Genomic DNA, 19,190 nt, shown 5'->3' with positions numbered 1-19,190 from the left:
CCGTCGGGGCGACCTGCTAGACATCAGGGCATGGCTACCACTGCACTCGGGGACAACCCCGTCAACACCGTCGGCGACCTGCCGGCCGTCGGCTCCGCCGCTCCCTCGGTCGACCTCGTCGGCGCCGACTTCAGCGCCGTCACCCTGCCGGAGGGCAAGCGCACCGTCCTCAACATCTTCCCCAGCATCGACACCGGCGTGTGCGCCGCGAGCGTGCGCAAGTTCAACGAGCTGGCCGCCGGCCTCGACAACACCGCGGTCATCAACGTCTCGCAGGACCTCCCGCCCGCGCTCAACCGGTTCTGCGGCGCCGAGGGCATCGAGAACGTCCAGGTCGGCTCGGCCTTCCGCTCGACCTTCGGTGACGACTACGGCGTCCGGATGACCGACGGCAAGCTCGAGGGCCTCTTCGCCCGCTCCGTTGTCGTGCTCGACGCCGACGGCTCGGTCGTCTACACCGAGCTCGTCCCCCAGATCGCCCAGGAGCCCGACTACGACGCGGCCATCGCCGCGCTCGGCTGAGTCAGTCCCCCGTCGCCGGGTCCCAGAAGGCCCGCGACATGTCGAGGCCGCCGCTCGCCCGGAGCGGCGTGCCCTCGGCCAGGTAGTTCTCGCGCGCCCGGTCGCCGTGGCTGTCGGGGAGCGTGCCGTCGGCACGCACCACCCGCCACCACGGCACCGGAGCGCCGTACCGGGCCATCACCGAGCCGATCTGCCGCGGTCCACCGCCGGCGACGGCCGCGAGGGCGCCGTACGTCGTCACCCGGCCCTCCGGGACCCGCTCGACCAGCTCGAGCACCGACTCGACGTACCCCTCGTCCACAGGACCATCCAACACCGCGGCGTCGACAGTCCGTCGACAGTCCGGCGACGATCCGGTGAGACGCCGAGAGCCCCGTCCGTCGGACGGGGCCCTCAGGTGCTCCCTCGGTGCGGCAAACGCCTCGAAACCCGGTTCGCAACGGCCCGGGGACACCGGGGCCGTGATGACCTGACCAACGACGACAGTGCGTCACGGTTACGGGCGGGACGGGTGGGACGGGGGCGCAGCACGCGTCTTCCTTCAGTTTTGTGCAGGACCCTTGCGGTGACCGGCGATTTTCGTGTGGGGTACGACGCGGACACACATTCGTCCAGTGAATCGACCGATCTCGGAGGTCCCCTTGAAGAAACTGGCATCCGGTCTCGTGGCCGGCGCCGCGGCGCTCGCCCTCGGCAGCGCCTTCACGCAGCCGGCCCAGGCCGACTCGTCCGCCGATGGCCCTGCGCGGCAGGCCTCGGCCCACGCCAAGAAGCACGACCGTCCCGGCCCGAAGACCCGCGAGCAGCGCGGCGAGATGCGCAAGGCGCTCGAGATGCTCGAGTCCGGCAGCGCGAAGCTGTCGAAGCGCGCCGGAGGCGGCGCGACGGTCCGGCTCAAGGGCGGCAAGTACGTCGAGTTCCCCGTGAACCGGACCGACAAGGTGCTGACCTTCCTCGGCGAGTTCGGCTCCGCGTCGGACCCCGAGCTCGGCACCGACCCGGGTCCGCTCCACAACGAGATCCCGGAGCCCGACCGCACCCAGGACAACTCGACGTACTGGACCGAGGACTTCGACAAGGGTCACTACGACGAGATGTTCAACGGCTCGGGCGAGTCGTTCAAGAGCTTCTACAAGGAGGCCTCGTCGGGCCGCTACGACGTGTCGGTGACGACCGAGGACTGGGTGACGGTCCCGGGCAACGCCTCCACCTACGGCGACAACTCCGTCGAGGACGACGGCGGCTCGTGGGCGTTCATCGCCGACACCGCCGACGCCTGGTACGACGCGCAGCTCGACGCCGGCCGGACGCCCGCCGAGATCGACGCCTATCTCGCCCAGTTCGACGTCTGGGACCGCTACGACTTCGACGGTGACGGCGACTTCAACGAGGCCGACGGCTACATCGACCACTTCCAGGCGGTGCACGCGGGCGGCGGCGAGGAGGCCGGCGCGGGCGACGACGCCATCTGGTCGCACCGCTGGTACGTCAACGGCGACCAGTACGGCCAGTCCGGTCCGACGGTCGGCGACACGCCGAACCTCTACGGCGGCACGCAGGTCGGCCAGTCGAAGTACTTCATCGGCGACTACACCGTCGAGCCGGAGAACGGCGGCCTGGGCGTCTTCGTCCACGAGTACGGCCACGACCTCGAGCTGCCCGACTACTACGACACGGCGGGTGGCGAGAACGGCACCGGCTTCTGGACCGTGATGTCGTCGGGCTCGTGGCTCAACCACGCCGACGGGGCCATCGGCACGACGCCCGGCGGCTTCGGCCCCGAGGAGCGGCTCTTCCTCGGCTGGCTCGACTACACCGAGGTGAACGCCGGCCAGGAGGGCACCTTCAAGCTGAGCCCGTCGCAGCGCACGATGACCGGGCACGACCAGGCGATCAAGGTCAACCTGCCGGACAAGACCACGGTGCGGACCTACACCACCCCGCCGGAGGGCACCCGCGCCTGGTGGAGCGGCCGGGGCGACAACCTGGTGGCGACGCTGACCCGCCCGGTGCCGGCGGCGGCGTCGGTCGACGTGGGCGCCGACGTCTGGAACCAGATCGAGGCCGGGTACGACTACCTCTACGTGGAGTACTCGCTCGACGGCGGCTCGACGTGGACCAACCTCGCCACGATCACCGGCAACGCCGACTGGACCAGCCACGACTGGTCCTACGCCCCGGGTGGTGCGGCGTCGGTCCTGCGCTTCCGCTACAACACCGACGGCGGCGTCAACGAGGCCGGGGCGTTCCTCGACAACATCACGGTGGCCGCGGACGCCACGACCTTCACCGACGGCGCCGAGCAGGGCGACAACGGCTGGACGGCCGACGGGTTCTCCACGTCGACGGGCACGGACACGAAGACGACGTCGCGCTACTACCTGATCGAGAACCGCCAGTACGTCGGCTACGACCAGACGCTGAAGGTCGGTCCGTACAACTTCAGCGAGGCCGTCACCCGGCCGGACTGGGTCGAGCAGTTCCCCTACCAGAACGGCATGCTCGTCTGGCTGGTCGACCTGGCCTACGCCGACAACAACACCAGCAAGCACGTCGGCGAGGGCTACGCGCTGCCGGTGGACGTCCGGCCGGACTCGCTGACCTACCCCGACGGCAGCAGCCCGAGCAACCGCCGCGAGCCGTTCGACGCGACGTTCGGCAAGTCGCGGACGGACCGGGTCTGCCTGCACAAGCAGGTCAGCACCGCGGGCGGCGTGAAGACGCTCGAGGCCTGCGCCCCGAGCGTGGCGGGGGTCGCGACCTTCGACGACACCGACCCGCTGGCCTACTGGACCGCCACGAACCCGTGGAACTCCGTCAAGGTCGCGGGAGCCGGGGTCAGGGCCCGGGTGCTGAACGAGAAGAAGGACGGCACCATCACCGTCGAGGTCACCAACCCGTGACCTCCGACTGACCGGGGAACAGGACAGGCCCCGCGATCCCTCGGGATCGCGGGGCCTGTTGCCTTGGAGCAGCGGTCAGTACGACGGCTGGCTCGGGTCGATCTGGTTGACCCAGGCCACCACGCCGCCGCCGACGTGCACCGCTTCGTCGTACCCGGCGCCCTTGACGATCGCCAGGCACTCGGCGGAGCGGACGCCGCTCTTGCAGTGCAGGACGACCTGCTTGCCGGAGTCGACCGGCGGGAGCTGCGAGAGGGCGGTGCCGTTGAGGAAGTCGCCCTTGGGGATGAGCACCGCGCCGGGGATGTGGTTGATCTCGGCCTCGGCGGGCTCGCGCACGTCGATCAGGACGAAGTCGCGGCTGCCCTCCTCCTTCTCCTTGATCATCGAGGCGAGCTGGGTGACCGAGATGGTCGCGTCGACGGCGGCGTCGGCGGCCTCCTCGGAGATCGCGCCGCAGAAGGTCTCGTAGTCGATGAGGCCGGTGACGGTGGGGTTCTCACCGCACAGCGCGCAGTTGGGGTCCTTGCGGACCTTCAGCTTGCGCCACTCGAGCTCGAGTGCGTCGTAGATGACCAGCTTGCCGATGGCCGGCTCGCCGGCACCGATCAGCAGCTTGATGGCCTCGTTGACCTGGATCGAGCCGATGGACGCGCACAGCACGCCGAGCACGCCGCCCTCGGCGCACGACGGCACCATGCCCGGCGGCGGCGGCTCCGGGTAGAGGCAGCGGTAGCACGGCGCGTCGTCGGCCATCGTGGGCGCGAACACCGACGCCTGGCCGTCGAAGCGGTAGATCGAGCCCCAGACGTAGGGGATGCCGAGGAAGTACGCCGCGTCGTTGACCATGTAGCGCGTCGCGAAGTTGTCGGTGCCGTCGACGATGAGGTCGTAGCCCTTGAACACGTCGAACACGTTGTCGTTGTCGAGGCGCTCCTCGTGGAGCACGACGTTGATCAGCGGGTTGATCTCGAGGATCGACTCCTTGGCCGACAGGCCCTTCGACTTGCCCAGGTCGGACATGCCGTGGATGACCTGGCGCTGCAGGTTCGACTCGTCGACCTCGTCGAACTCGGCGATGCCGAGCGTGCCGACACCGGCGGCGGCGAGGTACAGCAGCGCCGGGCTGCCGAGGCCGCCGGCGCCGATGACCAGCACCTTGGCGTTCTTCAGCCGCTTCTGGCCGTCCATCGCGACGTCCGGGATGATCAGGTGCCGGCTGTAGCGGCGTACCTCGTCGATGGTCAGCTCGGCGGCCGGCTCCACCAGCGCGGGAAAGCTCACGGGACAGCTCCTCGGTTGAACAGTTCGTAGATGGGGGGGGTCGTCCCGGTCCCAACGCTGCTACGGGCCCGGGTGTTCCCTGCCCCTCCATGGTCCCTGCCCGGTCCAAGGACCGGACACCGCGTCCCACCGTCTGGACCGGAGACCGGCGGGGCGCCCGCGGGAGGGGTACCTCTCCGATCGGACGGCTACCAGCGAGTAGGCTCGGGCACGTGGTGATGGAGCAGTTCGACCTCGACGAGTCCCGGCCCCGCGGCGTCCGCCTCCCCCGGCGGGAGCGGCGCGCCCAGCTGCTCGCCGCCGCCCTCGAGGTCTTCGTCGCGCAGGGCTACCACGCGGCCGCGATGGACGACATCGCCGAGCGCGCCGGCGTCTCCAAGCCGGTGCTCTACCAGCACTTCCCCGGCAAGCTCGAGCTCTACCTCGCCATCCTCGACGCCGCGTGCGACGCGATCATCGACAACTGCCGCAAGGCACTCGAGTCCACCCACGACAACAAGCAGCGGGTGGCGGCGACGATCGACGCCTTCTACGCGTACGTCGGCCATGACACCGGTGCGTTCCGGCTCGTGTTCGAGTCCGACCTGACCAACGAGCCCGCCGTGCGCGGCCACATCGACCGGGTCACCACCGAGTGCGCCGACCTGATCGCGAGCGTCATCGCCGAGGACACCTCGCTGCCGCCGGCGGCCTCGCAGCTGCTGGCCGTCTCGCTGGTGGGAATGGCGCAGGTCAGCGCCCGGTTCTGGATGACCGACACCGACGGCGGCCTCGCCGGGCTCACGCGCGACCAGGCCACCACGCTGGTGTCCGGCCTGGCCTGGCGCGGCATCGGTGGCTACCCGCTCATCGACGAGCCGCACGAGGACTGACCGAGCCCCGCCCAGTCCCGACCGCCGCCTGACTAGGCTGGCGGCATGAACGGCCCCGGAGGCGCGGGCCGTCCCCCGAACGAGGAGAAGTGACATGACCGTCGAGGTCAAGATCGGTGTGCAGCAGACGGCCCGCGAGCTCGTGATCGAGGCCGACAGCACCAGCGAGGACATCAGCGCGCAGGTGTCCGAGGCGCTCGCCTCCGACGGCGTGCTCACGCTCACCGACACCAAGGGCAAGGTGACCGTCGTACCCGTCGCCAAGCTCGCGTACGTCGAGATCGGGCGGAGCACCTCGGGGCAGGTCGGCTTCCGCTCGTAGCGCTCGAGCTCGCCGGCCACGGCCCCGGAGCCGAAATCGGCTCTCTCGGAACTCTCGGCGCGCTGACAGACGTTTCACAGGTTGACCGGCGACGATCGGTGGTGACCCACCGGGTCACCGGACAGCCTGGGAGGTGCCTCGTGCTCCAGTTCCGCTTCGCCGCGATGAGCGACACGGGTCCCGTTCGCGAGCACAACGAGGACTCCGGCTTCGCCGGTCCCTACCTGCTCTGCGTCGCCGACGGGGTCGGCGGCGCCGCGGCCGGCGAGATCGCGTCGGCCACCACGACGTACGTCGTCAGCGCCCGAGCCCTCGCCCACCCGGGCGTCGAGCCGGTCCGCCTGCTGCGCAGCGCGGTGGCCGAGTCGCACGACCAGCTCGTGGCAGGCGTCGCGGCCGACCCCGACCGGCTGGGCATGGCCACCACGCTCACCGCGGTCCTGACCGACGGCATGCACACCGCGCTCGCCCAGGTCGGCGACTCCCGCGCCTACCTCCTGCGCGACGGCGCGCTGTCCCAGCTCTCGCACGACCAGACCATGGTCCAGGCCCTCCTCGACGCCGGCCGGATCTCGGTCCAGCAGGCCGCCGAGTCGCCGTACCGGCACGTGGTGCTGCAGGCCGTCGACGGCGAGCACACCCCCGAGCCGGTCGTGCAGCTCGTCGACCTGCGCCCGGGAGACCGCCTGCTGCTGTGCAGCGACGGGCTCAGCGACGTCCTCTCCCCCGCCGCGATGCAGATGCTGCTCGGGCTCGACTCCCGCAGCATGGCCGCCGAGCGCCTGGTCCGGGCCGCGATCGACAGCGGCACCCGCGACAACGTGACCGTGGTGATCGGCGACGTGGTCGACGCGCCGGCCGTCGTCGGCACCGGCATCGTGCTGGGGGCCGGGGTGGACCTCGCCCACGTCGTGGACCCGACGGCGGTCCGCCCGCTCCGGTCGGCCTGACCGGCGCCACCCGAAAGGGTCAGGCGGACGTCCGTGCCGGGTCCTACACTGGAAGGGTGAGCCGACAGCGGGTCTACGAGTACGCGCGCCTCTGGGTGCCGCTGTACGACGCCGCCGCGCTCGCGGTCCTGCGGCCGGTGTACCTGATCGAGGCCGCCGACGGCTTCGAGGGCATCGCCGCCGAGAAGAACACGACCCTCATGGGCCTCTTCAACGACCTCGGCCGCCGGGGCTGGCGGATCGAGGCGACCGCGCAGCGGGTGAGCCACCCGTCGCCGGAGTTCCAGATGCTCATCGACGCCACCCTCGACGAGGCCGACCACGCCGTCTCCCCCGACGAGGTGGCCCACGCCGTCGGCACCGGGGGCGACCCGGCGGGCGTGGTGTCGGAGTTCGACGTCTACGGGATGCGCCGGCGCGGCCGACACGCCTAGGCGAACAGGTCCCCGTACTCCTCGACGCGCTCGAGCACCTGCGCCATCGAGAACTGGTCCAGCCCGAGCGGGTCGTCCGCGCCCTCGGCGACCTCGTCCCAGGTGACCGGGGTGGCCACCTGGGGTCGCGGCGTGCCGCGCAGGGAGTACGGCGCCACGGTGGTCTTCGACCCCGCGTTCTGCGACCAGTCGAGGAACACCTTGCCGCGGCGCCGGGCCTTGGTCATGGTCGCGGTGACGAGCGACCCGTGCGCGGCCTGGAGCTCCTCGGCGATCTCCTTGGCGATCGCGCTGGTCTCGTCGGACGGGAGGGGCTCGTCGAGGGGTGCGTAGAGGTGCAGCCCCTTGCTGCCGCTGGTGACCGGGAGGGCGTCGTACCCGCGCTCGGCCAGCACGTCGCGCACGAGCAGCGCGACGCCACAGCACTCGTGGAGCCCGGCGCCCTCGCCCGGGTCGAGGTCGATCACGATCCGGTCCGCACCCACCGGGTCGCCGTCGTCGTCGACGGTCCACTGGTGCACGTGCAGCTCCAGCGCAGCGAGGTTCACCGCCCACACGAGCGTCGCGAGCTGGTCGATGATCGGGAAGCGCAGGGTGTCGCCGTGGCGGCTGGGCCCGCGGCTGCCCGTCGTCGGCACCTCTGCGGTGCGGACCCACGACGGGGTCCCGGCGGGTGCGTTCTTCTCGAAGAAGCTCATGTCGCCGACACCGTGCGGCCAGCGGATCCGGGTCACCGGCCGGCCGGCGAGGTGCGGCAGCAGCACCGGCGCGACCCGCGCGTAGTAGTCGAGCACCTCGCCCTTGGTGGTGCCGGTCGACGGGTAGAGCACCTTCTCGAGGTTGGTCAGCCGCAGGGTGCGTCCCTCGACGTCGACGTGCACCTCGGTCTGCGGGTGCTCGGGCTTCTTCGGCATCAGGCGGTGCCTCCGATCAGGTCGTCGGGTGCCAGGTCGGAGCGCACACCCTGGTACGACGGCTGCCTCAGTCGTGCGTAGCCGAGCCCGTGCGTGTCGACGTCGACCACGACGACGGGCTCCACCCAGGTGGTGCCCGTGGCGTCGACGCGCGGCACCTCGTCGGCGAACGGGGTGGCCGTCCGGGTCAGCGGGGCCAGCAGCTCGGCGAGCAGGCGTGACTGCTTCGCGCCGATCCCGCTGCCGACCCGCCCTCGGTACATCAGTCCGTCCGGCGTCGGCTCCCCCACCAGCAGCGCGGCGAGCCGGTCGCTGGTGCCGGTCTGCGGCCGCCAGCCGCCGACGACGAAGGAGCCGCGGTGGCGGTGCGGGAACTTCAGCCAGTGCGGTGTCCGCTGCCCGGGCCGGTAGGTCGAGTCGGCCCGCTTGCTGACGATCCCCTCGAGCCCCTGCGCGCGGGTGGCCTCCAGGAGCATCGCGCCGTCGTCGTACTCGGGCGGCACCTGCCACCCGGACCGGGCCAGGTCGAGGCGGGCGAGGCGCGCACGGCGCTCCTCGAGGGGCAGCGCGCACAGGTCCTCGCCGTCGAGGCGGAGCAGGTCGAAGACCATGTACGTCGCCGGCACCCGCTCCGCGAGCCGCGCGACCGTCGCGGGCTTGCGCACGTGCATGCGGTCCGCCAGGACGCGGAAGTCGGGGACGCCGCGCTCGTTGAGCGCGATGATCTCGCCGTCGACGACGGTGTCGTCGCCGACCGCTGGCGCGGTGGCGAGCTCCGGCCAGGCCGCGGTGATCCGGTTGGCGTTGCGGCTCGTCATCGTGACGACGCCGCCGGAGACGCGCGTCAGCGCGCGCACGCCGTCCCACTTCACCTCGTGGCGCCAGTCCTCCCCTGGCGGGACGTGGGTGCCCGGGGAGGCGAGCATCGGCAGGAGGTCGGGCACGGCGTCATCATGCCCAACCGAGCGCGTCGGCGACGTGCTCCGCGATGGCGAGGCTCGACGTGGCGGCCGGCGAGGGGGCGTTGCGGAGGCACAGCACGCCGCCGAGGACGTCGATCCGGAAGTCGTCGACGAGCGTGCCGTCGCGCTCGACGGCCTGGGCCCGGATGCCGAAGCCGGCGCGGACCACGTCGTCCGGGCCGATCCCGGGGACGTAGCGCTGCGCGCCCCTGAGGTAGGAGCGGACCGACAGCGAGCCCCGCACTTCGGTGACACCGGTACGCCAGTGCTGGCGTGCCATCCGCCAGAAGCCCGGCCAGGTCGCCGTGCTGGCGAGGTCGGCGGCGCTGACCGACCGGCGCCGGTAGGCGTCGCGGTGGGGCGAGAGCACCGCGTTGGGCCCCACCTCGAGCCCGCCGCCGACCCGGCGGGTGAAGTGCACGCCGAGGAACGGGTAGCGCGGGTCGGGGACGGGATAGACCATGCCGCGCACGAGGTCCCGCTTCTCGGGTCGCACGGCGAGGTACTCCCCGCGGAAGGGCACGATGCGCGGGTCCGCGGCGCCGCCTGCCAGCCGGCCCAGCCGGTCGGACTGGAGCCCGCCACAGAGCACGAGCCGGTCGACGTCGTACGACGGTCCGGGGGTCGTGACCCGCACGCGACCGCCCGTCCGGGAGATCGCCGTGGCCGGCGTCGAGAGGTGCACCTCCCCGCCGGCGGCGACGATGTCGGCGGCGAGCCGCTCGGCGACGGCGACGTAGTCGGTGATCGCGGTGCGCGGCGAGTGCAGGGCGGCCAGCCCGACGGCGTGCGGCTCGACCTCGGCCAGGGCGGTGCCGTCGAGCCGGCGCAGGCCGGGGACCCCGTTCTCCCGGGCCGTCCGCTCGAGCGCGTCGAAGCGCCCCATCTCGGCCCGGTCGACCGCGACGACGACCTTGCCGCACTCGTCGTACGGCAGCGCGTGCTCGGCGCAGTAGTCGCGCAGCAGCAGCCGGCCGCGCGTGCAGAGCGTGGCCTTGAGGCTGCCCGGCCGGTAGTAGATGCCCGCGTGGACGACGCCGGAGTTGTGGCCGGTCTGGTGCGCGCCGACCCGGTCCTCCTTCTCGAGGACCACCACCCGCGTGCCCGGACGGCGCAGCGTGACCTCCCGCCCGACGGCGAGGCCCACGATCCCGCCGCCGACGATGCCGATGGTCTGCTCCACCCCGTCATGCTCGCAGGCGGCTGGTGGGGGTGCCCACGGGTACCCTCAGCACATGCGTGCGATCTGGAAGGGTGCCGTCTCGTTCGGCCTGGTCAGCGTGCCGGTCAAGCTCTACAGCGCGACCGAGAGCCACGACGTCTCGTTCCGGCAGGTCCACGCCAAGGACGGTGGCCGGATCAAGTACCAGCGGGTGTGCTCGATCGACGGCGAGGAGGTGCCGTACTCCGACATCGCCAAGGGCTTCGAGACCGAGGACGGCGAGATGGTCATCCTCACCGACGACGACATGGCCAACCTGCCGACGACCTCCTCGCGCGAGATCGCCGTGGAGAAGTTCGTCCCGGTCGACCAGATCGACCCGATGCTCTTCGAGAAGAGCTACTACCTCGAGCCCGAGGGCACCGGCGCCAAGCCCTACGCCCTGCTCCGCCAGGCGCTGCTCGACTCGAAGCGGATGGCGGTCGTGACCGTGGCCCTGCGCCAGCGGACGACCACCGCGGTGCTGCGGGTCCGCGAGACCGAGGCCGGCGAGGTGATCGTCCTGCAGACCATGATGTGGCCCGACGAGATCCGCCAGCCCGACTTCAAGGTCGAGACGGGCGAGGTCAAGGACGCCGAGGTCAAGATGGCGCAGATGCTCATCGAGACCCTGTCCGGTGACTTCGATCCGTCGGAGTTCGAGGACGACTACGCCGATGCCGTCAACGCGGTGGTCAAGGCGAAGATCGAGGGCGGCGAGGTCCAGCGCACCGAGACGTCGGCCAAGACGGGCGGCGAGGTGGTCGACCTGCTGGCCGCGCTGCAGCGCTCCGTGGAGGCGGCCAAGACTAGCCGTGGCGAGAGCGAGCCCGCGCCCGCGAAGAAGGCGGCCGCGAAGAAGGCCCCGGCGAAGAAGGCGGCTGCCAAGAAGACCGCGGCGAAGAAGACTCCTGCCAAGAAGGCCGCGACCAAGAAGGCCGCGACCAAGAGGGCCAGCTGACTGCCCGGGATCGGCGTCCACGCGACGACGGATCGCTACCAGTAGGTGACGTCCTCGCAGCCACTCAAGATCGGCGCCGCGCCGCCGTCCAGGTATCGGACCACCACGCTGTCATAGCCCGGCCCACACTCAACGACATCACGAACTGCCGGCCCCGTCAGGTTGATCACCAGTCGGTCGTTGCCTGGCCCTGCCCAAACATGGTCGAGCCCTCCGAAGATGCCGATGTCGTCGGCACCATAGCCGCCCCAGATGCTGTCGTTCCCAGCGCCATCCGAGATGACGTCATTGCCGCCGTGGCCGTAGATCTCATCTGCTGAACTGGTACCCCGAAGTGTGTCGGGGCCCGACGTTCCGTTGATGACGGCAGCTGAACTCGGTGCTGCAAATCCGACCGCCAAAGCAGTACTGAGAAGAATGATGACGCCGAGTCGTCGTCCCATCGAGGGTTCCTTTCCGAGATATCGGTGTCGAATGTCTTCACTTCCAGAATCAACTGGCTGCAAACGCGCGTTCGATCAGACCTTTGACGGCATCGATCGAACGGATTCGCCCGCTGGTGACGAACGTCTCGCGATCGGCGAACAACGCGGTCGGGATGCCGATCAGCTCCGCGTCGTTGTTGATCGCCATGCCGCCCGAGTTGCCCGGCGCGATGCGGGCGTCGGTGTCGAGCTCGGAGCGCGGCCCGAGGTTTGGGTCGTTGATGACCGTCGAGATGACGCCCGTGGTGACGGTGATCGAGTCCTCTGACCGGGCCACGGCCGGGAAGCCGAGCACGGTGACGTCGTCACCTGCACGAAGCTCGCCGGAGGAGCCGATCGGCACGGTCGGCAAGTCGAGGTCGCCGTCGAGCTCGCTCCCGTCGGCCTTGGCGTAGATCTGGATGACGGCGACGTCGAGGTAGCCGTCCGCCTGGATCACGCGCGCGCGGTACGACGCGGGCGCGTTCGTGTCCGTCATCCCATCTGTCAAGTGGATCAGCAAGAACTCGGGGTTTGCGATATCCAACCCGTCATACTGCTCGCTCAGCCCCGGCGACTCGGGGGCGGCGACATGGGCGTTGGTGAGGATCAGGCCGTCCTTGCGGATGATCGAGCCCGAGCCGCCATAGCTGAACTGCTGGCCGCTGGAGTCGACGCTGTCGCCGGTGATCTTCACGGCGGCGGCCTTCGCCGAGTCGAGCTCGGCGTCGCTGAGCGAGTCCATCGAGCTGTCGCTGCCGGTGCCGGGCTCCTGCGAGCTGCCGCCGTCGGCCCGCCGGTCTCCGTCGTCGTCGCGGCCGATCAACCAGGCTGCGCCGAGGACGCCCGCGATGAGCAGCACGGCCGCCGCGGCGGCACCGATGATCGCCAGGCGCCGGCGCAGGCGCCGGCGGGCGATGCGGCGCTCCTCCTCGGCCGCCGAGAGGATCGGGACGAGGGTCAGCTCGGTGCCGGCGACCGGGTGGCCCAGGCGCACCGCGATCCGCTCGTCGAAGCGGTGGTTGTCGATCCGGCGGCCGTCGAGCCAGGTGCCCTCGTTGGAGAGGTTGGTGTAGTTCCAGCCGCCCGGCTGGGCGTCGATCCGGCCGTGCGCGCGCGAGCAGGCCGGGTCGGCGACGACGACCGTGGAGTCGCTGCGCCGGCCGATCGTGATCTGGGCCGGGTGGCGGAAGCGGTGCTCGCGGCCCTCGACGACGAGCAGCAGGTCGGGACCGGTGCGCTGCGGCACCGGGCCGGCCTGGCCCGGAGCGGCGGGGCGCGGCGCGGCCGCGAGGATCTGGGTGGCGTCGTTGCCGGCGATCGCGGGCGGCAGGCCCGGGGCACCGGCGGGGCGAGCACCCGGCGCGGGCGGCGCGGCAGGCACACCGAGGGCAGGCGTCGCGGGCCCGGCCGCCGGGGGCACGACCGCCGGAGGTGCCGCGGGCGGCACCGCACCGGGCGGCGCGAACCGGTCGGACCCCGGCGGCGCCACGTCCGGCCGCGGGGCGACGCTCGTCGGCTGCGGCGCGGACGGGGCGACCGGGACCGCCGGGACGCTGGTCGGCTCGTCGAGCTGGGATGGGCCCGGCATGGGCGGGGGCGGGGCCGGGGCGCTGGGCGTGGCCGACGCGTCGTCGTACTGCTCGGCGGGGACGACCATCAGCTCCGCGCCTGGCGCGGGCGGACCACAGCGGACGGCGATCCGGCGGTCCACGGCGTGCTCCGTGATCCGCTCGCCGTCGACGAAGGTGCCGAACTGGCTGCCGGCGTCGACCAGGACCCACGCCCCGTCGACGAGGCGGATCTCCGCGTGCTGCCGGGACACGGACCCGGCCGTCAGCACGACGTCGGCCTCGATGGCACGACCGATGCGGTACGACGACTTGCCGTCCAGTCGGAGGACGCGGCCGTCGACCTCGACCACGAGAGCAGACATGGCGGTCACCCTATGCGTTCGGTGCGGCGGCGGACGCGCTCGGGCGACGCACCTGCACGGTGGAATTCCGGATCTGGATGCGCGCGCCCTCGACCAGCTCGATCGTGCGGTCGGGCTCGAGCAGGAAGTTCTGTCCGCCGGGATAGGCGATGGGCCACGAGAAGTCGGAGGCGTTGTGCAGACCCCAGCGGTCCGGGGCGTCGGGGTGCTGCCGGACGCGGGCCAGGACGGTCGGGTGGTCGGTGCCCGAGGTGAGGTGGTCGGAGCGGATCGTGCTCTGCGGGCCGACCGCGATGGTGCGCCGCCCGACCTGCAGGAGGTACGGCGGCCGGAACTCCGTGCCGTCCTGCCAGCAGGTCACCGTGTCGTCGCCCGGCGCCCAGAAGTTCGTGGTGCCGCAGGTCGGGCAGGCGAGGATGCCGTCGCGCAGCCGGTCCATCGCCTTGATCCACTGGCCCTCGGTGACCCGCGCACCCGGCTGGTCGATGCCGTCGACGAACGCCTGCACGAACAGGTCGCGCAGGAACTGCGGGTAGATGTTCCAGTACTGCTGCACGATCTGCGCCGGCCGGTTGTCGGTGCGCGTCGGGTGCATGCAGAAGAGCGGGTCGGTGCCGAAGTGGGTCATCAGCCAGTGCGCGTCGCGCATGCCCGCGTCGGTGCGTGCTCCTTCGAGCGGGTGGCCGAGGAAGAGCGAGTAGAAGAGCAGGACGGCCAGCGAGTGCCGGTCGGTGTCGGTGTTGGGCAGCGTGCGGTAGGTCGTGTCGCGCACCACCTCCGGCGCCATGAAGTACGGCGTGCCGAGCACCCGCCCGGTCCCGTTGTCGATCCCGACGTTGTCGTTGTCGCAGATCAGCACGTCGCCGTTGCCGGGGTCGAAGAAGACGTTGCCGAAGGAGATGTCGCGGTAGCACAGGCCCCGCGCGTGCAGGCGCAGGAAGCTGTAGCTCAGCTGGCGGCACAGCTCGATGATCGACGAGAAGGACACGTCGAGCGGCTTGCCGTCGCGGTCGGCGTTGAGCAGCAGGTAGCTGAGCTCGAGGAAGCGCTGGTGCCGCAGGTGCATGACATAGCCGAAGCTGGGCTCGGTCGGGACCCGCGCCATGCTCAACGGCCACAGGAACCGCTGGTGCGGGGAGCCGATCTCGACCAGCTGCTGCATCTCGTCGTACTGCTGGGCGGTCGCGCTCTCGGGCTTGTACCACTTCAGCGCCAAGGGCTCACCGGAGTCGCGACGCACCTCGAAGACGTAGCCCTGGCCTCCCTGCCCGAGCAGCGACATCACCCGGGCTCGCCCCAACGGGCCGAGGTCGACCTCGACACCCTCTGCCAGCACCATCGGTGTGTCCGACCTCCGTTATCGCGTTCCTTGACCCGTGACAGGCTATAACCTCGACAGATCGGGGATAGTTGAAACCAACGACCCTGCCAACCCCGGCCGTCCGAAGGAGGCGCGATGAGTGACCGGCTCGGTGGCGCGCTCGCGCGCAAGCCCCTGCACTTCATCTTCGTGCTCGACGTGTCGGGCTCGATGCTGCGCGGCGGCCGCATCCAGGCGCTGAACAACGCCATCACCGAGGTGCTCCCCCACCTCAAGGACGAGGCGCGCGCCAACCCGCACGCCGAGCTCCTGGTCCGCGTCCTCGCGTTCGCCAACGAGCCGCAGTGGATCATCGAGGAGCCCACGCCGGTGGACCAGATCCACTGGAAGCGCCTCGAGGCGGTGCCGCGGGGCTTCACCGAGCTCGGCAGCGCGCTGCAGACGCTCGCCGAGGCGCTCGACCACCTCGACGAGAGCAACAGCGCCTTCCCGCCCGCGATCATCCTCGTCTCCGACGGCCGCCCGACGCAGAGCAGCGGCATCTCCTTCGCGGAGGGCCTCCAGACGCTGCTCAACAACCGCTGGGGCGCGACCGCGGTCCGTCTCGCGCTCGGCGTCGGCCGTGACGCGGACATGCACTCGATGCGCCGCTTCATCGGCGACGAGGACGTGCCGCTGCTGCGCGCGGACAACCCCGAGCAGCTCGTCGAGTACATCGTCTGGGCGTCCAAGGCCGCCAGCAAGGTCGCCTCCCGTCCCGTCGTCGGGCCGGGCAGCGGAGTCAATGCGGCACCCCCGAGCCCGATCGGTGACCCGATCTGGAGCACCCTCGGATGACCGTTCGCTGGACCACGCTGTCCGGCTCCTCGATCGGGTCCGTGCACGTCCGTGACGAGCTCCCCCTGCAGGACGCCGTCTTGACCTGGACCGACCCCGAGGGCGGCCACGCCGTCGTGGCGGTGGCCGACGGCCACGGCCACAAGCTCCACTTCCGCAGCGACACAGGCGCCGCGCTCGCCGTCGTCAGCGCCGTCGAGGAGCTGCGCCGGATCCTGCCCGACGTGGCGGCGAAGGCGGACCACGCCGCGGCCGAGGAGCTGCTCCGCACGGCGGCCGAGGGCCTGGTCGACACCTGGACCGCGAAGGTGCGCCACCACCTCGAGGCCAACCCGTACTCCGAGGCCGAGCTGGCGCTCGGCGCCGGGGAGGACCCCCTGCGCGCCTACGGTACGACGATCCTGGCCGCCGCCGCGGTCGCCGACCTCGTGCTCTTCCTCCAGATCGGCGACGGCGACTCGGTGCTGGTCTCGGCGCACGGCGAGGCCGTCCGGCCGCTGCCCGACGACCCCGACCTCGACGGCCTGCACACCAGCTCGCTGTGCCAGCCCCGCCCCCTGGAGGCGCTGCGGACGGCCGTGGTGGACGCCCAGGTCGACGACGTGGCGCTGGCGTTCCTGTGCACCGACGGCTTCGGCCGCCCCCGTGTCGACAGCGACGGCTGGTGGCGCCAGACTGGCGAGCAGCTGCTGGAGTTCAGCCGCAGCCGCGGCCTGAACTGGATCCGCGAGCAGCTGCCGGACTGGCTCGCCGAGCCGGCCCAGGTCGGCGGCGACGACACGACGATGGCGCTGCTGGTGCGCTCCGACATCGCCGGCGTCAGCCGCCCGGACCTCGCCGACACGGTGCCGGTGCCGGAGGGCTAGGAGCCCGGGCCGACGGTCACTCGCCCTCGCCGGGCCACCAGTCCTCGAGCTTCTTCAGCTTCCCCTCGAAGCTCCACGCGATGCCGTAGCAGTAGCAGTCGGACTTGTTCCAGTCCCAGTACAGCGCGGCCGTGCCGTCGTCGAGGTAGGCGTAGTAGGCGCCCTCGCCCTTGCCCTCGCCGAAGCGCCACGTGCCGCCGCCGCCCTGGGTCGCGGCCTCGTCGTACTTGCCCTTGTAGTACTTGCGGTCCTCGACCATGCCCTTGCGGGTGTTGTAGCGCCCGACGTTGACGACGATGCCCTCGACGTCGGCCTTGCAGGAGCTCTCCTCGGTCTCGCCCTCGAAGAAGGTGCGCTGCCGCTCGCATCCGGCCACGTCCATGTTGATGTCGATGAACTCCCGCAGCACCGGGTGGGCGGGAGCGGTCGGCACGGCGACGCGCGGCGAGGTGGCGTCGTACAGGGTGGTCAGGGCGTCGATCTTGGCGCTGCCCGAGGCGGTCAGCGTCGCCGACTGCAGGGCCGTCGTGCTGTCCCAGTAGACGACGGCGGGGTCGCTGGTCCCACCGCGCTCAGGGTCGAACTCGTAGAGCGCCGTCGAACCGTTGTCGGCCGTCATCGTGCCCGAGCGGTAGTCGAGCCGCGACGTGCGCGCCGCCTCGGCCGCGGCCTGGTCGGCGTAGGTGACCAGCCGCAGGGTCCCGGCGTTGACCGTGCACTCGACGACCTCCTTCTCGCCGGACGAGGCGGTCGCCGCCTTGCAGTCGCTCGCGCCCTCGGTGATCTTCGAGGCCAGCGCGTCGTAGCGGCCGTCGATGGCGGCCGGATCGACGTCGACCTCGGGGGACTTCGGGCCGGACTTCTCGTCCGACTTCTTCCCCGGGTCGTCGTCGCCGCTCGACGCCAGTACGACGCCGGCGATGACGCCGCCGACGACGACGATGCCCGCCACCGCGGCGGCGGCCCACACGACCGGGCCCTTGCCCTTGCGGGGCGGCGGGGAGCTGAAGCCCGGCGCCGCCGGATAGCCCGTGTACGGCGCCGGCGCGACCGGCTGCGGCGCGGAGCCGTAGCCCGGCGTGACCGACGGGGCAGGCTGCCCCTGCCCGGGCCACACCGTGGGCGGCGGCGACTGCACGGGCGGCGCCGGCGGGGTCGTGGGCGGCGTGCTCGGCGGCGGCAGGTGGCTCGGCGGGCGCTGCGAGCGGTAGCGCAGCACGATCGCCTCGGGCACCTTGCCGAGCGCGTAGCCGAGCACGGCTGCGGCCCAGCTCGCGGCGGCCGAGTCGTCCCCACCCCGCTCACGGGCCAGCCGCGCACCGGCCTCCTCGACGGCGCGGGAGACGTCGGCGCCGCTGTCGATCATGGCGACCAGCGGCGACATCACGTCGAAGCGGACGGCGTCGACGAGCAGGTTGATGTCACCCGTCGTCGCCTGGTCCTCCTCCAACACGTCGTCGAGGACACCCCGGAAGCCGGCGCCGTCCGACAGCATCGCGCTGCCGTGCTGGACGACGACGGAGCGGATCGCGTCGTGGAGCTCCATCACACCGTGGTGCCGAGCTCGGCGAGGATGCCCGAGATCCGGTCGGCGACCTCGGCGGCGGTGCGGGGACGGACGGCGACGTCGGTGGCCAGCGACGCCTCGACCAGTTCGCGCGCGCTCGCCGGCAGCTGGTCGGAGATGGTCGGCTGCGAGGCGAGGATCGAGCGGACCAGGAGCAGCGGCTCGGTGCCCTTCAGGTCGCCGTAGACCCCCTTGCCCGCGATCGCGAAGTGCAGCGAGGCGCCCAGCGACCAGATGTCGCTGGCCCGCGACGCCTGAGCGCCGAGCATGATCGCCGGATCGGTGAACTCCAGGCCGATCTGGCCCAGGCCCGTCGTCACCATGCCCGGCGAGAGCAGCTGCGAGAGGCCGAGGTCGGACAGCCGGCCGCCGTCCTCGGCGAGCAGGATGTTGGCCGGCTTGATGTCGCGGTGGGCGATGCCGCGCTCGTGCAGCGCGTGGGCGGCCAGGGCCGCGTCGCGGACGGCGGCCACGCGGGCCGCCGTACCGAACTCACCGTGGGGCTTCTCCAGCGAGCCGAGCGGGAGGAACTCCATCGCGTAGTAGAACGCGCCTCCGTGGCGGCCGGCGTCGTAGACCGCGACGAGGCGGTCCGAGTCGGCGACGCTGAAGTGCTTGAGCTCGCGCGTCGCGCGGCGGAAGGCGTCGTCGGACGTCGGGCCGGCGATCACCTTCACGACCACCTCGCCGGCACCGATCCCGAGCCGTGCGGGCGCCTTGGCGAGATAGTTGGTCCCGTAGTTCGACTCGCCCAGGGGGCGGACGAACTCGTAGTCAGCGATTCCCTGCACAGGGTCCTCCGTGGTGTCGGTCGGGCCGGTGGCCAAGTCCCAGCATGGCACGTTGCCACCCCTTCTCCACCCGGAAACCCTCC

At 71.5% G+C, this 19,190-nt stretch carries 19 protein-coding genes; 9 read left to right on the top strand and 10 right to left on the bottom strand.

The genetic code is table 11. From position 1 onward, the window contains the following. Positions 1-30: 30 nt before the first annotated feature. The gene (gene tpx / locus BJ993_RS18265) at positions 31-522 is read left to right on the top strand and encodes a thiol peroxidase (protein WP_036541057.1); all 492 of its coding nucleotides are present in this window, start codon (positions 31-33) and stop codon (positions 520-522) included. Between the two features lies 1 nt (position 523). Here the strand turns inward: tpx and BJ993_RS18260 are convergent, their stop codons facing one another. Next, positions 524-823: an MGMT family protein gene (locus tag BJ993_RS18260; RefSeq protein ID WP_207010000.1), complete on the bottom strand. Its 300-nt coding sequence runs from the start codon at positions 821-823 to the stop codon at positions 524-526. Between the two features lie 340 nt (positions 824-1,163). On the opposite strand from BJ993_RS18260, the gene BJ993_RS18255 reads away from it, so the two are divergent. Continuing rightward, the gene (locus BJ993_RS18255) at positions 1,164-3,425 is read left to right on the top strand and encodes an immune inhibitor A domain-containing protein (protein ID WP_179650398.1); all 2,262 of its coding nucleotides are present in this window, start codon (positions 1,164-1,166) and stop codon (positions 3,423-3,425) included. A 75-nt stretch (positions 3,426-3,500) separates the two neighbouring features. Here the strand turns inward: BJ993_RS18255 and moeZ are convergent, their stop codons facing one another. Continuing rightward, positions 3,501-4,709 (bottom strand): adenylyltransferase/sulfurtransferase MoeZ, encoded by a 1,209-nt coding sequence (gene moeZ, locus BJ993_RS18250; RefSeq protein WP_179650397.1) that lies wholly within the window; start codon positions 4,707-4,709, stop codon positions 3,501-3,503. Between the two features lie 218 nt (positions 4,710-4,927). Between moeZ and BJ993_RS18245 the strand changes: the two genes are divergently transcribed. From BJ993_RS18245 to BJ993_RS18230, 4 genes are all read left to right on the top strand, one after another. Further along, a complete protein-coding gene (locus BJ993_RS18245; protein ID WP_036541053.1) occupies positions 4,928-5,581 on the top strand; it encodes a TetR/AcrR family transcriptional regulator in 654 nt (217 codons plus the stop codon). 94 nt (positions 5,582-5,675) lie between these two features. Continuing rightward, positions 5,676-5,903 carry a DUF3107 domain-containing protein gene (locus BJ993_RS18240; protein ID WP_036541051.1) on the top strand — a complete coding sequence of 76 codons (228 nt, stop codon included), beginning with the start codon at positions 5,676-5,678 and terminating at the stop codon, positions 5,901-5,903. Between the two features lie 140 nt (positions 5,904-6,043). Then, positions 6,044-6,853: a PP2C family protein-serine/threonine phosphatase gene (locus BJ993_RS18235; protein WP_051931456.1), complete on the top strand. Its 810-nt coding sequence runs from the start codon at positions 6,044-6,046 to the stop codon at positions 6,851-6,853. 56 nt (positions 6,854-6,909) lie between these two features. Continuing rightward, entirely contained in the window at positions 6,910-7,287 is a 378-nt protein-coding gene (locus tag BJ993_RS18230; RefSeq protein ID WP_179650396.1) for a hypothetical protein, read from the top strand. Here the strand turns inward: BJ993_RS18230 and ligD (BJ993_RS18225) are convergent. The 3 genes from ligD (BJ993_RS18225) to lhgD are packed head-to-tail and all read right to left on the bottom strand — an operon-like array spanning position 7,284 to position 10,346. After that, positions 7,284-8,201: a non-homologous end-joining DNA ligase gene (ligD, locus tag BJ993_RS18225; protein ID WP_179650395.1), complete on the bottom strand. Its 918-nt coding sequence runs from the start codon at positions 8,199-8,201 to the stop codon at positions 7,284-7,286. The two genes, BJ993_RS18230 and ligD (BJ993_RS18225), sit on opposite strands and share 4 nt — an antisense overlap. Then, positions 8,201-9,145 (bottom strand): non-homologous end-joining DNA ligase, encoded by a 945-nt coding sequence (gene ligD / locus BJ993_RS18220; RefSeq protein ID WP_308645621.1) that lies wholly within the window; start codon positions 9,143-9,145, stop codon positions 8,201-8,203. Before ligD (BJ993_RS18220) ends, ligD (BJ993_RS18225) begins: the two co-directional genes overlap by 1 nt. A gap of 7 nt (positions 9,146-9,152) precedes the next feature. Next, a complete protein-coding gene (gene lhgD / locus BJ993_RS18215; RefSeq protein WP_179650394.1) occupies positions 9,153-10,346 on the bottom strand; it encodes an L-2-hydroxyglutarate dehydrogenase in 1,194 nt (397 codons plus the stop codon). Between the two features lie 52 nt (positions 10,347-10,398). Between lhgD and ku the strand changes: the two genes are divergently transcribed. Further along, positions 10,399-11,325 carry a non-homologous end joining protein Ku gene (gene ku, locus BJ993_RS18210; protein WP_179650393.1) on the top strand — a complete coding sequence of 309 codons (927 nt, stop codon included), beginning with the start codon at positions 10,399-10,401 and terminating at the stop codon, positions 11,323-11,325. Between the two features lie 35 nt (positions 11,326-11,360). On the opposite strand, the gene BJ993_RS18205 is transcribed toward ku, so the two are convergent. From BJ993_RS18205 to BJ993_RS18195, 3 genes are read right to left on the bottom strand one after another with little or no spacing between them, the layout of a single operon-like run. Next, the gene (locus BJ993_RS18205) at positions 11,361-11,768 is read right to left on the bottom strand and encodes a calcium-binding protein (RefSeq protein WP_179650391.1); all 408 of its coding nucleotides are present in this window, start codon (positions 11,766-11,768) and stop codon (positions 11,361-11,363) included. A gap of 49 nt (positions 11,769-11,817) precedes the next feature. Further along, complete coding sequence (locus BJ993_RS18200) at positions 11,818-13,725, bottom strand: FHA domain-containing protein (RefSeq protein WP_179650390.1); 1,908 nt, start codon at positions 13,723-13,725, stop codon at positions 11,818-11,820. A gap of 10 nt (positions 13,726-13,735) precedes the next feature. Further along, the gene (locus tag BJ993_RS18195; protein ID WP_051931453.1) at positions 13,736-15,064 is read right to left on the bottom strand and encodes a protein kinase domain-containing protein; all 1,329 of its coding nucleotides are present in this window, start codon (positions 15,062-15,064) and stop codon (positions 13,736-13,738) included. Positions 15,065-15,181: 117 nt separating this feature from the next. Between BJ993_RS18195 and BJ993_RS18190 the strand changes: the two genes are divergently transcribed. Both BJ993_RS18190 and BJ993_RS18185 read left to right on the top strand, forming a co-directional pair. After that, positions 15,182-15,883 (top strand): vWA domain-containing protein, encoded by a 702-nt coding sequence (locus tag BJ993_RS18190; protein ID WP_051931451.1) that lies wholly within the window; start codon positions 15,182-15,184, stop codon positions 15,881-15,883. After that, on the top strand, positions 15,880-16,749 hold the full coding sequence (locus tag BJ993_RS18185; protein WP_179650389.1) for a protein phosphatase 2C domain-containing protein: 870 nt from the start codon (positions 15,880-15,882) through the stop codon (positions 16,747-16,749). The genes BJ993_RS18190 and BJ993_RS18185 overlap by 4 nt, the downstream gene beginning before the upstream one ends. Positions 16,750-16,765: 16 nt before the next feature. Here BJ993_RS18185 and BJ993_RS18180 read toward each other — a convergent pair whose 3' ends face one another. Together BJ993_RS18180 and BJ993_RS18175 are read right to left on the bottom strand one after the other, a co-directional pair. Continuing rightward, entirely contained in the window at positions 16,766-18,295 is a 1,530-nt protein-coding gene (locus BJ993_RS18180; RefSeq protein ID WP_179650388.1) for a hypothetical protein, read from the bottom strand. Then, positions 18,295-19,107: a protein kinase domain-containing protein gene (locus BJ993_RS18175; RefSeq protein WP_036541195.1), complete on the bottom strand. Its 813-nt coding sequence runs from the start codon at positions 19,105-19,107 to the stop codon at positions 18,295-18,297. The genes BJ993_RS18180 and BJ993_RS18175 overlap by 1 nt, the downstream gene beginning before the upstream one ends. Positions 19,108-19,190: the final 83 nt, after the last annotated feature.

Source organism: Nocardioides aromaticivorans (assembly GCF_013408525.1).
Taxonomy (GTDB): domain Bacteria; phylum Actinomycetota; class Actinomycetes; order Propionibacteriales; family Nocardioidaceae; genus Nocardioides; species Nocardioides aromaticivorans.
This window is presented reverse-complemented; position numbering and strand designations above follow the sequence as displayed.